Source organism: Janthinobacterium sp. FW305-129 (assembly GCF_020858115.1).
Classification (GTDB): Bacteria; Pseudomonadota; Gammaproteobacteria; order Burkholderiales; family Burkholderiaceae_D; genus Janthinobacterium.
Map to the genome: position 1 here is coordinate 89809 of NZ_JACYMM010000001.1, position 13957 is coordinate 103765.

Here is a 13957-nt window from a genome sequence, read left to right on the forward strand (position 1 = left end):
GCGTAAAGAACATCTTTATTTTCATGCTAAACCGATCTGCAAGTCAAGTTTTATTTTTAATTTTCCTGTCGCGTTGCTCTTTGTTAAATTCAGTGTGTGGCGATGTTGAGTTGTCGCCTTGTAGATTAATGAAGAAAAAAATTCTTAAAATGCTCTGTAAAAGACTGCATACTATTTTCTGGCTGTCTTAGCGATATAGTTAACTATATCCAAGCATAGTGAGTCTTTGTCGGTTGTTGAAGAGCAGGGGAGATTTATGATATTTTAGGGTCGGCAGCTTCGATTTTTCAAAATAATGAAACGAGAAGAAAAATTTACTAAAAATCCCCCATGTTGGCCGCGCTATTCGCCGTGGGCGCTCACAAGAATAAGATTGCATGACAGATCACCTAGTACAAACCAGTAAATTCCTTTCCCTCATACTGCGCCATGCGCCTGAAAAAATCGGCCTCGCGCTCGATGCCCAGGGCTGGGCCGACATCGGCCAGTTGCTGGCGCAAGCGGCCCAGCATGGCCGCCGCCTTTCGCGTGAACAATTGGATGACGTGGTGGCGCGCGACAGCAAGTCGCGCTACGCCATCAGCGGCGACGGCTTGCGCATCCGCGCCAACCAGGGGCACTCGCTGGCCGCCGTCGACATCGATCTGCCGCCCGCCACGCCGCCCGCCATGCTGTACCACGGCACGGCCAGCCGCTTTGTCGAGGCGATCCTCGCGGCAGGCCTGCTGCCCGGAGCGCGCAATCACGTGCACCTGTCCAGCAACCTCGAAACGGCCGTGGCCGTGGGTGCGCGCCATGGCAAGCCCGTCGTGCTGACGGTGGATGCGGCCGCCATGCAGGCGCAGGACCACGTGTTTTATGTGTCGGACAACGGCGTGTGGCTGGCGGATGTGGTGCCGGCAGGGTTTATCGGCTTCCCCTGAGGATAGGCCGCACTGCGGCTTCCACGCCCGAGTAGGCCAGCACGGCATCGGGCAGGCGCGCGCCCCGGATGGCGATGGCGGCGACGGCCTGGTTCAGTTCGGCCAGCTCCGGCGCCGTAAAACGCACGCCCGCCGCGCCCAGGTTGTCTTCCAGGTGCGCCATCTGCGTCGTGCCGGGGATGGGCACGATCCACGGCCGCTGCGCCAGCAGCCAGGCGAGGGCGATCTGCGCCGGTGTCGCCTGCTTGCGCGCCGCCCAGTTTTTTACCAATGCCACCAGCGCCAGGTTGTGCGGCAGGTTTTCCGGTGAAAAACGCGATTCCACCTGGCGGATGTCGCCCTCGGCAAAGCGGGTCTTGATGTCGATCGCGCCCGCCAGGAAGCCCACTCCCAGCGGGCTCCACGGCACGAAACCGATACCGAGTTCTTCGCACAGGGCCAGCACGCCGTCTTCCGGCCCGCGCCACAGCATCGAGTATTCGCTTTGCACGGCGGAAACGGGCAGGGCTGCATGGGCGCGCCGCAAAGTATTGACGCCCATCTCGGACAGGCCCCAGTGCAGCACTTTGCCTTCGCGCATCAGGTCCTGCACGGCGCCGGCCACGTCCTCGATCGGCACGTGCGGGTCCACGCGGTGCTGGTACAGCAAGTCGATGCGATCCGTGCGCAGGCGCTTGAGCATGCCGTCGACGACCAGCTTGACGTGATCGGGGCGGCTGTTGGTGCCGGGACGGCGCTCGCCCGTCTGCTGGTCGATATTCCAGCCGAATTTGGTGGCGATGATGATGTCATTGCGGAATGGCGCCACGCCTTCGCCCAGTATCCTCTCCACCTCGTGCGGGCCGTAGGCCTCGGCCGCGTCGAACAGGGTGACGCCCCGTTCGTAGGCCGTGCGGATAATTTTATGCATTTCGGGACGGCTGGGCACCGTCGTCTGGTAGGTGCGGCTCATGTTTTGCACGCCCAGGCCCAGGCTGGACACTTCCAGCGTGCCCAGCTTGCGGCGGCCCTCCACCGTAGCGCGCACCGCCTGGCCCTGCGCCTGGCTGATCAATGGCGTGGCGGCCAGGCTGCCCGCCGCCAGCAGGAAACCGCGGCGGCCCGTGCTTGTATCTTTTGTTGGCATGTGTGTTTTCCCTTAAATATCAAGCTTGCGTTCGGCCATCCACTTGACGATGGCGGGATCGCGGTGCGAAAAGAAGCTGCTGGCGCCCGTTTCCAGGGTGGCGATGGCAGCCATGTCGGCTTCGTCGAGGTCGAAATCGTCAATCGCCAGGTTTTCCGCCATGCGCTCGCGGCGCACGGTCTTGGCCAGCACGGCGATGCCCCGGTGCGTGAGCCAGCGCAGGACGACCTGGCCCACGGACTTGCCGTGCTTGCCGGCGATGCCTAGCAGCAACTCGTTCGTGAACAGCTTGTTGCGGCCTTCGGCGAACGGCGCCCACGCCTGCGGCTGCACGCCATGCTCGAGCATGAAGGCCACGCCGTCGGCCTGCTGGTGGAAAGGGTTCACTTCGACCTGGTTGACGGCGGGCGCGATGTCGTTGAAGGCGATGATGTCCATCAGGCGGTCGGGCTGGAAATTGCTCACGCCGATGGCGCGCAGCTTGCCGCCGCGATACGCATCCTGCATGGCGCGCCACGATCCGTGCACGTCGCCGAATGGCTGGTGGATGAGGAACAAGTCCAGGTAATCGAGCCGCAGGCGCCGCAGCGACTGCTCGATGGCGTCGCGCGTGCGCTCGTAGCCCGTGTCCTGCACCCACAGCTTGCTGGTGACGAACAGCTGTTCGCGCGCCACGCCGCTGTGGCGGATGCCTTGGCCGACGGCCGCTTCGTTCATGTACGAGGCGGCCGTATCGATCAGGCGGTAGCCGGCGGCGATGGCGTCGATCACGGCGCGTTCGCACTCGGCCGGGTCGGGTATCTGGAAGACGCCGTAGCCGGCGACGGGCATGCTGATGCCGTTGTTCAGGGTGACGCGATGCATGGCTGGCTCCTTCGGTAATTGACAGGAGCTACTTTACGGCGACATCCACCCGTTGATAAGCCGTTGTAATCGGCATGGTCTTATAAGTCATGCTAATGAATCTTGGCCTTGCCCTGGCGCTTGCGCCGCCAGATCAGCACCCCCGTCACGCTCAAACCCGCCACCAGCATCCCCATGGCGCAGATGAACAGTTTGAAGGGCCAGCCCCACATGGAGGCCATGTGCAGGGCGCTGATCCAGCTGCGGATCGTGTCGCCGCTGGCCTCGCCCGTGGGCAGCCAGACGGCCAGCTGCCGGCCGCTGGCCGCGTCAAAGAAGACGGTGGTCAGGCCCTTGTGTTCGCGCACGTCGCGGCTGCTGCGCACGCTGTAGCTGTAGACGCCCAGTCCGCGCTCGTAGGCCAGCGCGTTTTCCTCGAGGATGGAAAAGTGCCCGCTGCGCGCCAGCTGCGCCATCAGGCTGCGGCCCTGCGCGCGGGCCGCTGGCCAGTCCAGCTGCGGCCCCGGCGACGGCGTGTGCCGCGCCACCACTTCCTCGGCTGGCTGATGGGGAAATAGCGGATGCATCACGGCCGCATACGCGCCGTACAGATTGAAGGCGACACCGCTCCAGGCGAAGACCAGCAGCATGGCCCACAGCCACAGGCCGCCCGCGCGGTGCAGGTCGAACACCAGTTTATAGCTGCCGCCATGGCGGCGCAGCAGCCAAGACGGGCGCCAGCGCAGCAGCCACGGTTTGCTGCCCGGCGAGCGTTTTTTCAGGCGCGCGGGGAAGGTGAGGGCGGCGCCGATGAAGCAGTCGATGGTCCAGACGATGGCGATCAGGCCGAAAATCAGCAAGCCCGTGTCGCCCAGCGCCAGTGCATAGTGCAGGCGCTCGATGAAGGGCAGCAGGTTGATGGCGCCCTGGCCGATCTCGCCCCATTTCCGCTGGCCCAGTAGCGCGCCCGTGTACGGATCGATGAACACTTCATCGCTGGCCAGCGGTGATTCGTCGCCCGGGCGCAGGTAAAACACCATGCTGCGGCCTGTTGGCGCCGACAGCGGCGCGTAGCTGACCTGCGCCTGCGGGAAGCGCGCGGCGACCCGTTCGCGCAGCAGCAGGGCGTCGAGCGGTGCGGCGCCCGGCGTTGGCGGCGCCCCGCGGAAGACGGCGGGCAGCAGGGCCGCCTCCAGTTCATCCTTCCACGCGAGCGCGCTGCCCGTGACGCCAGCCACGATGAGGAAGCCGGCCATCAGCAGGCCGGCATAGCGGTGCAGCGCCGCCAATGCCGGCCGTATTTGCAGCGATGGCATCAGAACCGGTACATGGCGCTGACGTTGGCCGTGCGTTCGGCATTGCGGTAGCACAGGTTGGGCAGGTAGCCGCAGTCATACAGGGTCTGTTTGTTGAGCACATTGTTGACGTTGAGGGCAAACTGCCACGGTCCGCGCGACACGCCCAGCGCCGCATCCCACTGCGTGATGCCGCCATTGCGGATGTTCAGGTTCTCGCCGTCGGAGTTCGAGCGCATGGCGCCGAGAAAACGCATGCCCAGCGCCGCATACGCGGGCAGCGCCGTGCCCAGGTTGAACGCTTGGCGGGCCCAGGCCGAGGCGCTGTGGCGCGGCGCGCCCGCTTGCTGCAAGCCCAGGTCGCCGTTATTGCTCTTCCTGACCTCCGTGTCGAGGTAGGTGTACTGCGCGATCAGGCTCAGGCGGCTGGCGAACTCCGTGCGCGCTTCCAGTTCCACGCCGCGCGAGCCCACCTGGCCCGTTTGCTGCAGCCGGCCCGGGTTGCCGATGTCGGAGGTGGTGACGTTGTCGCGCACCAGGTCGAAGACGGCCGCCGTGTAGCTGGCGCGCTGGCCCGCGGGTTCATAGCGCACGCCCGCTTCGAACTGCTTGCCGCGCGACGGTTTCAGGGCGTCGCCGGTGGCCGTGATGCCCAGTTCGGGCGAAAACGAAGTGGCGTAGCTGACATACGGCGCCCAGCCGCCATCGAACAGGTAGACGGCGCCCACGCGGCCTGTGGTGGCCGATGGCGACTGGTGGAAGTCGGGTTTGACGGCGCCGCTGTGGAGGTCGGTGACGTCGCGCGACTGCGTGGCCTTGTCGCGGCGCAGGCCGGCCGTCACGACCCAGCGGTCCCATTTCATTTGATCCTGCGCATACAGGCCCAGCTGGCGCGACGGCGCATCGGCGCGCGTCGGCGCCTTCGATGGCACCAGCGGCTGCTTGCCGTACACGGGCTGGTACAGGTCGAGCGGCGCGATAAAGCCTTTCTGGTGGCGGTATTCGTCCGTGTTGCGGATGTTCGCGTAATCGGCGCCCAGCAGCACCTGGTGCGCCAGGCCGCCGGCGGCAAACCGCGCCTGCAGCTGGGTGTCGGCGAACAGACTTTTCGACGCCGTATCGACGGGCATGAAATAGCGCTCCACGGTGCCATCGTCATTCAGACCCAGGGGAAACATGTCCGTGCGGTCGTTGTTCAGGCGCGTATAGCGCAGGTTCTGGCGCAGCGACCAGGTGTCGTTGAAGCTGTGCTCGAATTCGTAGCCCAGCATGGTATTGCGGCGCTTGAAGCGGTTATCGTCGCCCATCAGGTTGACGCTGGGGGCGACCTGTCCGCGTGGGCCAGGCTGCAGCAGCTGGTTGGGAAACGCGTACTGCTGGTTGTCCTGCTCGTAGCGGGCCAGCAAGGTCAGACGCGTGGCGGGGCCTGCCTGCCAGGTGAGCGAAGGCGCGAAGTACAGCCGGTTGTCGCGGTCGCGCTCCAGCCGCGTATGGGCTTCGCGGCCCAGCATGACGACCCGGTACGTCCAGGCGCCTGGCGCGTCGAGGGCGCCGCCCACGTCGGCTTTCAGCTGGCGGCGCTGGTAGCTGCCGTACTCAATCCCCACCTCGCGCACGGCATCCGCGCTGGGGCGCTTGCTGACGGCGTTGACCATGCCGCCGGGCGGAATCTGCCCGTACAGCACGGACGCGGGGCCGCGCAGCACTTCCAGGCGTTCCAGGCCATACGGCTCGATCGAGGCGCCAAAGGTGCGGCCCGAATTGCGCAAGCCGTCCTGCAGGATGCCGTTCGTCTCGATGGTGAAGCCGCGCAGCAGCGAGGAATCGTCGCTGCCCAGCGGGCGCTGGTTCGGCGTCACGCCAGCCGTGTAGCGCAGGGTTTCGTCGAGCGATTCGGCATTGCGGTCGCTGATTTCATCGGCCGTGACCACCGAGACGGATTGCGGGTTCTCGTTCAGCGCCGTATCGGTCTTGGTGGCCGAGGCGGCGCGCCGCGCCACATAGCCGCGCACGGGGCCTGTCGCCGTTTCGCGTTCGCTGCTGGCATGGATGGTGATGGCGGGCAGGGTGGCGCTGGCCTGGGCGCCGGCTGCTGCAGGTGCTGTCTCTGCCCGCAGCGCATACGCGCCGTTGGCGCCCGCCACCAGGCGCACGCCGTGGCCGCGCAGCAGTTCCTCGAAGCCCTGGCGCACCGTGTAGCTGCCCGCCAGGCCGGCGCTGCGCTTGCCCTGCAAGAGCGCCGCATCGGCCGACAGTTCCACGCCGGCCGCGCTGGCGAACGCGGTCAGGGTCCGCTCCAGCGGGCCGGCGGGAACCGCGTACTGGCGCTTGGCTTGCGCATTCTCAAGCGCCTGGGCGCGGGCGGCAGGGGCCGTGACGGCCACGGTGCCAAAGGCGGTACCTGCCAGTAACAGGGCCTGGATGGCGGCGGCGAGGGGAAACGGGCGCAGCTTGGGGGCGGGAGCGGTCAGGCGAGGGGGCATGGTGCAAATCCTTGGAAAGTGGCGGGAAAAAATTCGTTCTTCCCGTATTCCGAACGAAAAGCCAAAACCCTCAACTTTTTTTACTTTATTTTTTCAGGAAGCGGGGCGCGGGCCCACGCTGACCCAGTAACGCGTGCGGTAGCGCAATTGCACGGGCAGGCTCAGAGCCAGGTTGGCCAGCGAGCGGTCCGTGTCGCGCAGCGAATATACGCCCGTCACGCGCAGGCCGGCGATGGACTCGTCGCAGCGCAGCACGCCGTGGCGGTAGCGCCCCAGCTCTGCCAGCAAGTCATCGAGGCGCATGCGCTCGGCCACCAGGCTGCCGTGTGCCCAGGCGGCGGCGCTGTCTTCCACGCTCGCTACCTCTTGCACGGCCAGGCGCGTGTAGCCGGCGCGCTGGCCCGCCTGCAGATGCAGGGATTTTGCCCCGGCGCGGGCAGGCTGCAGGGCCACGGCGCCCTGGAACACGGCGACCTGGCTGACGCCATCGCCGAGGCGCACGGAGAAGCGCGTGCCGAGCGCCGTGGCCGTGCCCTGCGGCGTTGCCACCAGCAGCGGGCGGTAGACTGCCGCGTGTTCGTGGGCGCTGGTGACGAGGATGGCGCCGGCGCGCAGCACGATGCGCCGTTCGCCGGCGCCGTAGCGCACGTCGATGGCGCTGGCCGTGTCGAGCACCACCTGCGTGCCGTCGGCCAGCACGATGGCGCGCGTCTCGCCCACGGCAGTGCGGTAATCGCTGCCCATGCTCATGCCCGTGCTTTGCCACAGGCCCGCTTCGTGTGCCAGCAGCGCCGTGCCGCCGCCCGCCGCGATCAAACCAAGTAACTGCAAGGCGCGCCGGCGGCCGGTGGTACGGGGCTGAACCGGCGCCAGCGCGCCGCGCGCCACCTCGCGGGGCAGGGCGTCGAATTGCCGGGAGAAGCGCTGCAGCCGGGCCCAGGCCCGCTCGTGCTCGGGGTGGGCGGCGCGCCAGGCGGCGCAGGCATCCGCGTCGGCCGCGCTGGCGTCTTCCGCCCACAGCCGCGCCATCCACTCGGCGGCGCGTTGCAGCGCGGCGGGGGCGATGGGCGCGCCGTCCAATTGCTGGCTCATGCGCATTGCGCCGCGCAGCAGGCCAGCAGGCCGCGGGCGATGTATTTTTCTACGGACGACACGGACACGCCCAGGCGCGCGGCGATGTCGGCGTAGGCCATGCCTTCGAGCTTGCACAGCAGGAAGGCGTCGCGCACTTTCGTGGGCAGGCTGGCCAGGATGGCGTCGATTTCCAGCAGCGCTTCGACGATCAGCGCGCGCATTTCCGGCGTCGGGACGATCGCTTCCAGCTGCGCGGCGATGGCGTCGGCGTAGGCGGCTTCGATATGCCGGCGGCGGAACAGGTCCACCACCAGGCCGTTGGCGATCTGCGCCAGATGCTGGCGCGATTCGCCGGATTCGGGCGCGCGGCCCCGCGCGAGGATGCGCAGATACGTGTCGTGCGCCAGGTCGGCCGCATCGAAGACGTTGCCCAGCTTGCGGCGCAGCCAGCCCTGCAGCCAGCCATGGTGGTCGCTGTAGAGGATTTCGATTTGCCGGTGCAGTTCCAGTTCGGGGCGTAGCATGCAACCTTTCCATGCCACGGTCCACAGGACAGACAGGCCTTGATGCGATTGAGAATTGTTCGTATTGTAGCCCGATTGCCGCGACTTGTGGCCCGGCAGTGGCGGGCCAGCAACGCCAGCGAGCCGGCATCAGACCGAAATCAGCTTGATATCGGCCACCCGCTCCACCAGCCACACGCACGCCACCAGCGCAATCGCCAGCGAGCCGACGGTCAGTACTTGCCGGTACAGCCAGGTCTTGCGCAGCAGCCAGGCGAGGGGCAGAAACGCGGCGACGATGGCCAGCTGGCCGATTTCCACGCCCACGTTGAAGCCCAGCAGGCTGGCCAGCAGCGACCCTTGCGGCAAGCCCAGGTCGCGCAGCACGCTGGCAAAGCCGAAACCGTGGATCAGGCCGAAGGCGAAGGCGGCCACGGGGCGCTTGCCGCGGAACAGGGGCAGCAGGTTGTTCAGCGCCGCCAGAATGACGGAAGCGGCAATCGCCGACTCCACCCAGCGCGACGGCAGCGACACCACGGACAGGCTGGCCAGGCTCAGGGTGATGGAATGGGCGAGCGTGAACGCCGTGACGACTTTCAGCACGTCGATAAACGCCGCATTCAGGCCGTGCCGCTGTTCGCGCAAGCCCGGCAGCAGCACGGCCGGCAGCAGCAGCGACAGCAAAAACAGGATATGGTCGTAGCCGATCCAGATATGCCAGATGCCGTGTTTCACATACGCACCGAACTGCGCCAGCCGATCGGGCGCGGCCAGGGAAATCGTCTGGCGCGGGCGATCCGGGTCGAAGATGGCCGTTTGCGTCGTGCCGCCGCTATCGATCTTGAGCAGCCCCTTGTGCTGCGGGTCGAGGTCGGCGAACAGGGTGTAGCCGATGGTCACACTGGCCGGCGCGGCGCCGCCCGGGCAAGTGGCCCGGAAGCGCAGCACGTTGTAGGCGCCGTCCGTATGATGGTCGATCAGCTGTTCGGCGGCTTGCAAGGGGCAGGCGCCCTGGCCGCTGGCCAGCTGCAGGCGCTGCAGCGCGTAGGCGGCAATGGCCGCGTGGCGGGCGCGGATTTCATCCCAGGTCAGCGCGCCGTCGCCATTGCCATCGAGGCCGATGGCGAAATCGAGGTCGCGCAGGGCGATATCCCATTGCCCCTCGACCCGCTGGCCGTGCACGGCCAGGCTCAGGTAGCTGTCGCTGGGCTTGTGCGCCTGCGCGGGGGCCAGCCAGGCGCACAGGAGCAGGATGAACAGGCAGCGCTTCACAGCACACCCGCTTTCTTGATAAAACTGACTTTTTGCCCGCCCTGCGGCCCCAGCTGCCTGGCAAGCCGCTGCAGGGCCACGTCTTCCACGCCGTTGGCGGCGATCCAGGCCAGCACAGGCTGTGCCGTCGCGTAGTCGCGCGCGGCCAGGGCCGCTTCGAGCAGGATGCGCATGTCGGGCACCTCCTTCTGGATGGCCCAGTTCTGCTGCGCCAGCCGCAGGGCGGACGGCACATCCTGTTGCAGAAACAGGGCAAAACGGGCTTGCTCGCGCTGGTGCACGGTATCGCCCCGCTGCATGGCGGCGGTGAAGCGGGCCGACAGCTCCGCCTTCGCCGCCTCGAATGGCGCTTGGCGGCCGGGCAGCGATTGCAGGGCCAGCGCGTAGCGCAGCAGCAGGGCATCGATGCGTTGCTGGTCTTGCAATAATTTGACGACGTCCTGCGGACGCTGCCGGTCCAGCAGGAAGTCGGCGTAGGCGCCCAGCAGGTAGCTGTCGCGCGGCTGGCGCGCCAGCGCCGCCTTGTAGCGGGCTTCGGCCAGCGCTGACTCGCCGCGCCGCGTGGCCATTTCCGCCAGCAGGGTGGCGGCCCAGCTTTCCAGCTCGGGCGCCGCGCCGGCGCTGCGCTGCAGGGTCAGGTCCAGCAAGCGCTCGCTGCCGGCGGCCCGGCCCGTGACGCTGGCGATATTGGCAATACAGGTGACGGTGACCAGCTGTGTGGAAAGCGCCGACAGGCGGGCGCAGGCCGCTGTCGCCTGTGGGTAGTCGCCCTGCACCGTGAGCACGGTGGCGCGCGTCAGCCAGGCCTGGGCGTTGTGCGGCTGCTGCCCGATGACGGCGTCGAGATCTTGCAGGGCGAGACCGAAATGGTGGGTGCTTTGCAAGATGGTGGCGCGCAGCAGGCGCACGGGAACGGGAGGCGCCGCCTGCCGCCACCAGGGCGCCAGCGCCGCTTGCGCGTAGCCCAGGTAGCGCGGGTCCGTTTCGCTGCGCGCCAGGGCAATGTAGCGCTGCGCCAGGCCGGTTGCCAGCACCAGGTCTTGCGGGGCGGCATTCAATTGCTGGCGCAGGCCGCGCAGCTCGCTCTGCGTGGCGTCGGCGCGGCGCGGCAATTGTTCGATGACGGCGCCGCCGTCTTTCGGCGTGTAGGGCGCGGCCCAGGCCAGCAGGGGCAGGCAGGCGCACAGCAGGGAAATCGGTGTTTTCATGGTGGAGGCCATCAACAGTCATTGATGCGGGCACCGGAGAGCGGACTCCCCGGCGCCCGCAGGGGCTACAGCGGCACCGCTTCTGTGTCTTCCGGTGACGTCGCCATGATGGCGTCGGTGGCGACGCCTTCCTTGTCATCGCCGGTGTTCGCGATGACGTTGCTGACGGCTGTATAGAAGGCGTCGAGCATGGTCACGGGCGGCGGCGTGGTGCCGCCGCTGCCGTTATCACCGCCGTTATCGCCGCCGTGGCTGCTGCCGCCGCCACCGCAGCCTGCCAGCAGGGCCGTGAGCGCCAGGGCGCCGAGTGCATGGAGCTTTTTCATCGCATTCTCCTCGTTGGCTTACATCTGCGGCGAACCGGCGATGGGGTTTTTCAGGTAGGGGAAGCCTGCCGTGAAGTAGGTTTCATCGAGGAAGGCGCCGTCCGTGAAGTGCAGGCCGCCAGCGGGCGCGTCGGCCGGAGCGCAGCCGATGTTCAGGGTGCACAGCTTGCCCATGGCCACGCGCAGCACCACGTCGACCACGTCGTCGCCGGGACGGCGGCCGTTCGGGAAGCCCGCGCTGTCGCCATCGATCACGCCCAGGCGTTTTTGCGATCCCGCGGTGGTGGGCGCGATCGAGGTGTTCAGGCGCAGCATTTCAGAGGCGACGACCGTCGCGGGCTGGTTCACGCCCTTGATGCCCGTCAAGAAGGCGGCCACGAGGTCGTTGCGGGGGAAGTTGGTGGGCGCCTTCGCGCCTGCCGAGCCGAACAGCACCTCCACCAGGGCCGGCACGGTGGGATTTTTCACGTAGTCGGCAAATTGCGCATCGCCCGACGGCTTGCTGGCGTTGAAGCGGTCCTTGTCCTTCAGGCCGATCACCACTTCATTTACCAGCGGCATGCCCAGCCGCGACACTTGCACCCACGCGCCGCCTTCCTTCGATGCCGGAATGGCGCCCGGTGCCGGGTTCAGCAAGCGTCCCTGGCGCAGGCTGGCCGTGGTCCAGCCGCCGATAACGGGGTCGCTACCAGCCGTCAGGCAGGCGGTCGGCACTTCCATTTCGAGGGCCGTGACGTTCTTGCGCGCCAGGTCGTCCCTGGCAGCGGACTCCGCATTCGCGGCAAATTCCGTGGCGGGCGCCTTGATGTTAATCAAGTCAAACGTTTCGCCCAGGTTCACCACGAACGGGTCCTTGCGCTGGCCGACGAACAGGCGTGCCGGCGCGGCGCAGCCGGGGATGTTGACCGTGTAGACGTGCTGCGCGGCATACGCGGCATAGTTGGGGATGGACTTGTTGCCGATATTGTCGACGGGCTTGTCGAACACGCTGCCGCCGCCGCTGGCATTGGTGACGGCGCTGCGCGTGCCCGTGCGGCGGTCGCCCCGCACCACCGTCACGGTGTAGGTTTCGCGCACGTTCAGGCCCGGCGGGTTGACGGAATCGATGGCGCCGCCGTTGATGACGAGCGGAATCGAGACTTTCTTGCCGCCTACGGTGAACTTGTCATCCTTGATGGTGTTGGTGAAGCGGAACTGGAAGGTGAGGTCTTCCTTGCCGTCACCATTGTTGTCGATGTGGATTTCGTACAAGGCGTTGGGGTCCATGGTGAAGTAATTCGGGCCGCCATAGGCGTCTTGCAGGGGAAGGTAGTCGGCCACCAAGGTGGTGTAGGCGCCGCGGCCCGTTTCATAGCTGCGGAACATGTAAAAGTCGGTGCCGTCGACTTTCGGATTTTGCGTGATGAACGGCGCTTCGCGGTGGCTGGAAGCATGGGCGGCTGGCGCGAGGGCCAAAGTGAAGGAAACGGCGAGCAGGTTGCCCAGGAGTGCGGCGCCCAGTGCGGTTTTCGAGTGTGACAAAGACATTTCGATTCTCCCGATTTTGTGTTTGCGTTGACAGGCAAGTCCAAGAAACTGCAGGCTGCCTGGTTTATACGCACGGGAGAAGAAAACGGATTCACTGCTTCGAAAAGGATGTCATTGGCTTACCAGGCCAGCACTTTCGGGCCGATGGCCGCGCCGATGGCCGTGGGCACCAGCATGCCCAGCACGTACCAGAAGCCGACGAAGCTGGCGGCCAGTTCCGGACAGTGCAGGCAGTAGACGAGGGCGGCCAGGCCGCCCGCGGCAAAACCGGCGGCGGCACCCGCCAGGCGCAGCCGCGTGGGCGCCAGCTGGCGCATCAGGCGCAGCACGGCAGCCAGGATGGGCAGCGACAGCATGGCGATCAGCAGGGGGCAGCTGCGCCAGGTGGCTCCCCAGAACAGTTCGGCGCGCTGTTCGGGCGGGGCTTCCTGCAGGATGAGCACGCCCAGCGCCCACATCAGCAGCAGGGGCATGGCGACCAGCAGGGGCAGGGCGCGCGTCTGTGCTCCCGGCAGGCACAGGCGGCGGCTGACGTGCCAGGCCGCCAGGCACAGGCACACGACGAAGCCCACCTTGATCCAGAAGTCGGGCAGCTGGGCCAGCTGTTCCAGGTTGGGTCGCACGCCCAGCAGCATGGCCATCAGGGCCACGCTGGCCAGCAGGCCGGCGCCCAGGGTGCTTGCTGCGCGCCAGCGGGTGCCGGGCGGCGCTGCGGCGGCCACGTCGGGGCCGCTGGCCAGCATGGCGATCAAGTCATCGGTTTTCATGGTGCGCTTATCCTCAAGTTTGCAGCCAGTGCCTTCAAGCCGCGATGCACGGCCACCTTGACGCTGGCTTCCGAAATGTCCATGGCGGCCGCCGTGTCGCGCACGGACCAGCCGTCGAGCTTGGTATGCACGATGGCGTCGCGCTGCTGCGCCGGCAAGGTGGCCAGCAGCTTGCCCAGGTCGCGGCTGGCCTCGGCCGCCTCGGCATCGGCGCTGGAAAACAGTTGCTGCGCATCGTCTTCCTCGTCATACGGCTGGTGCTGCGCCTCGCGCCGCCCGTGCCGCCGCAGCCAGTCGATCAATTTGTAGCGCGCGATCGCATGGATCCACGACGTCAGCGGCACGCCCGTGTCATACGTCAAGCGCTGGTTGTGGATGGCTAATAAACATTCCTGCACCAGGTCTTCCACCTCGTCCGGCCAGCGCTGCAGGCGGCGCCGCAAGAAGGCGCGCAAATGGGCGCTGGTTGCCTGCAAGAAACTGCGATACGCCGCCGCATCGCCATCGAGCCCGCGCAGCATCAAGCCATGCAGCCGCAATTCCGCGCCATGCAACTGCTTACTGACAGGTATTCGTTGCATGCGGGCCTTTGGTGACAGGCGTTGAAAAA

General features: G+C 66.6%; 13 protein-coding genes. 1 reads left to right on the top strand and 12 read right to left on the bottom strand.

Annotation, left to right across the window (positions count from 1 at the left end):
• Positions 1 to 377 precede the first annotated feature (377 nt).
• On the top strand, positions 378 to 923 hold the full coding sequence (locus IGS61_RS00355) for an RNA 2'-phosphotransferase (protein ID WP_230537509.1): 546 nt from the start codon (positions 378 to 380) through the stop codon (positions 921 to 923).
• Here the strand turns inward: IGS61_RS00355 and IGS61_RS00360 are convergent.
• The 12 genes from IGS61_RS00360 to IGS61_RS00415 form a co-directional block, all read right to left on the bottom strand.
• Positions 907 to 2049 carry an aldo/keto reductase gene (locus IGS61_RS00360; protein ID WP_230537510.1) on the bottom strand — a complete coding sequence of 381 codons (1143 nt, stop codon included), beginning with the start codon at positions 2047 to 2049 and terminating at the stop codon, positions 907 to 909. The two genes, IGS61_RS00355 and IGS61_RS00360, sit on opposite strands and share 17 nt — an antisense overlap.
• A gap of 12 nt (positions 2050 to 2061) precedes the next feature.
• Positions 2062 to 2913: an aldo/keto reductase gene (locus IGS61_RS00365; protein ID WP_230537511.1), complete on the bottom strand. Its 852-nt coding sequence runs from the start codon at positions 2911 to 2913 to the stop codon at positions 2062 to 2064.
• A 92-nt stretch (positions 2914 to 3005) separates the two neighbouring features.
• The gene (locus IGS61_RS00370; RefSeq protein WP_230537512.1) at positions 3006 to 4208 is read right to left on the bottom strand and encodes a PepSY-associated TM helix domain-containing protein; all 1203 of its coding nucleotides are present in this window, start codon (positions 4206 to 4208) and stop codon (positions 3006 to 3008) included.
• Positions 4208 to 6670: a TonB-dependent siderophore receptor gene (locus tag IGS61_RS00375; protein ID WP_230537513.1), complete on the bottom strand. Its 2463-nt coding sequence runs from the start codon at positions 6668 to 6670 to the stop codon at positions 4208 to 4210. The genes IGS61_RS00370 and IGS61_RS00375 overlap by 1 nt, the downstream gene beginning before the upstream one ends.
• 93 nt (positions 6671 to 6763) lie before the next feature.
• A complete protein-coding gene (locus IGS61_RS00380; protein WP_230537514.1) occupies positions 6764 to 7762 on the bottom strand; it encodes a FecR domain-containing protein in 999 nt (332 codons plus the stop codon).
• Positions 7759 to 8268 carry a sigma-70 family RNA polymerase sigma factor gene (locus tag IGS61_RS00385; RefSeq protein ID WP_230537515.1) on the bottom strand — a complete coding sequence of 170 codons (510 nt, stop codon included), beginning with the start codon at positions 8266 to 8268 and terminating at the stop codon, positions 7759 to 7761. Before IGS61_RS00385 ends, IGS61_RS00380 begins: the two co-directional genes overlap by 4 nt.
• A gap of 129 nt (positions 8269 to 8397) precedes the next feature.
• On the bottom strand, positions 8398 to 9519 hold the full coding sequence (locus IGS61_RS00390; RefSeq protein ID WP_230537516.1) for a HupE/UreJ family protein: 1122 nt from the start codon (positions 9517 to 9519) through the stop codon (positions 8398 to 8400).
• Positions 9516 to 10727, bottom strand: coding sequence for a hypothetical protein (locus tag IGS61_RS00395; RefSeq protein WP_230537517.1), 1212 nt, complete (start codon positions 10725 to 10727; stop codon positions 9516 to 9518). The genes IGS61_RS00390 and IGS61_RS00395 overlap by 4 nt, the downstream gene beginning before the upstream one ends.
• Before the next feature lie 65 nt (positions 10728 to 10792).
• Complete coding sequence (locus IGS61_RS00400; RefSeq protein WP_230537518.1) at positions 10793 to 11053, bottom strand: hypothetical protein; 261 nt, start codon at positions 11051 to 11053, stop codon at positions 10793 to 10795.
• An 18-nt stretch (positions 11054 to 11071) separates the two neighbouring features.
• The gene (locus IGS61_RS00405) at positions 11072 to 12580 is read right to left on the bottom strand and encodes a DUF4331 domain-containing protein (RefSeq protein ID WP_230537519.1); all 1509 of its coding nucleotides are present in this window, start codon (positions 12578 to 12580) and stop codon (positions 11072 to 11074) included.
• 119 nt (positions 12581 to 12699) lie between these two features.
• Entirely contained in the window at positions 12700 to 13347 is a 648-nt protein-coding gene (locus tag IGS61_RS00410; protein ID WP_230537520.1) for an NrsF family protein, read from the bottom strand.
• Positions 13344 to 13928: a sigma-70 family RNA polymerase sigma factor gene (locus IGS61_RS00415; RefSeq protein ID WP_230537521.1), complete on the bottom strand. Its 585-nt coding sequence runs from the start codon at positions 13926 to 13928 to the stop codon at positions 13344 to 13346. Before IGS61_RS00415 ends, IGS61_RS00410 begins: the two co-directional genes overlap by 4 nt.
• Positions 13929 to 13957: the final 29 nt, after the last annotated feature.

What these genes read in the sequence shown, in the direction of transcription:
- IGS61_RS00355 (WP_230537509.1), top strand. Translation starts at nt 378, where the DNA reads ATGACAGATCACCTAGTACAAACCAGTAAATTCCTTTCCCTCATACTG.
- IGS61_RS00395 (WP_230537517.1), bottom strand. Translation starts at nt 10,727, where the DNA reads ATGAAAACACCGATTTCCCTGCTGTGCGCCTGCCTGCCCCTGCTGGCC.
- IGS61_RS00370 (WP_230537512.1), bottom strand. Translation starts at nt 4,208, where the DNA reads ATGCCATCGCTGCAAATACGGCCGGCATTGGCGGCGCTGCACCGCTAT.
- IGS61_RS00385 (WP_230537515.1), bottom strand. Translation starts at nt 8,268, where the DNA reads ATGCTACGCCCCGAACTGGAACTGCACCGGCAAATCGAAATCCTCTAC.
- IGS61_RS00365 (WP_230537511.1), bottom strand. Translation starts at nt 2,913, where the DNA reads ATGCATCGCGTCACCCTGAACAACGGCATCAGCATGCCCGTCGCCGGC.
- IGS61_RS00410 (WP_230537520.1), bottom strand. Translation starts at nt 13,347, where the DNA reads ATGAAAACCGATGACTTGATCGCCATGCTGGCCAGCGGCCCCGACGTG.
- IGS61_RS00380 (WP_230537514.1), bottom strand. Translation starts at nt 7,762, where the DNA reads ATGAGCCAGCAATTGGACGGCGCGCCCATCGCCCCCGCCGCGCTGCAA.
- IGS61_RS00375 (WP_230537513.1), bottom strand. Translation starts at nt 6,670, where the DNA reads ATGCCCCCTCGCCTGACCGCTCCCGCCCCCAAGCTGCGCCCGTTTCCC.
- IGS61_RS00360 (WP_230537510.1), bottom strand. Translation starts at nt 2,049, where the DNA reads ATGCCAACAAAAGATACAAGCACGGGCCGCCGCGGTTTCCTGCTGGCG.
- IGS61_RS00415 (WP_230537521.1), bottom strand. Translation starts at nt 13,928, where the DNA reads ATGCAACGAATACCTGTCAGTAAGCAGTTGCATGGCGCGGAATTGCGG.
- IGS61_RS00400 (WP_230537518.1), bottom strand. Translation starts at nt 11,053, where the DNA reads ATGAAAAAGCTCCATGCACTCGGCGCCCTGGCGCTCACGGCCCTGCTG.
- IGS61_RS00405 (WP_230537519.1), bottom strand. Translation starts at nt 12,580, where the DNA reads ATGTCTTTGTCACACTCGAAAACCGCACTGGGCGCCGCACTCCTGGGC.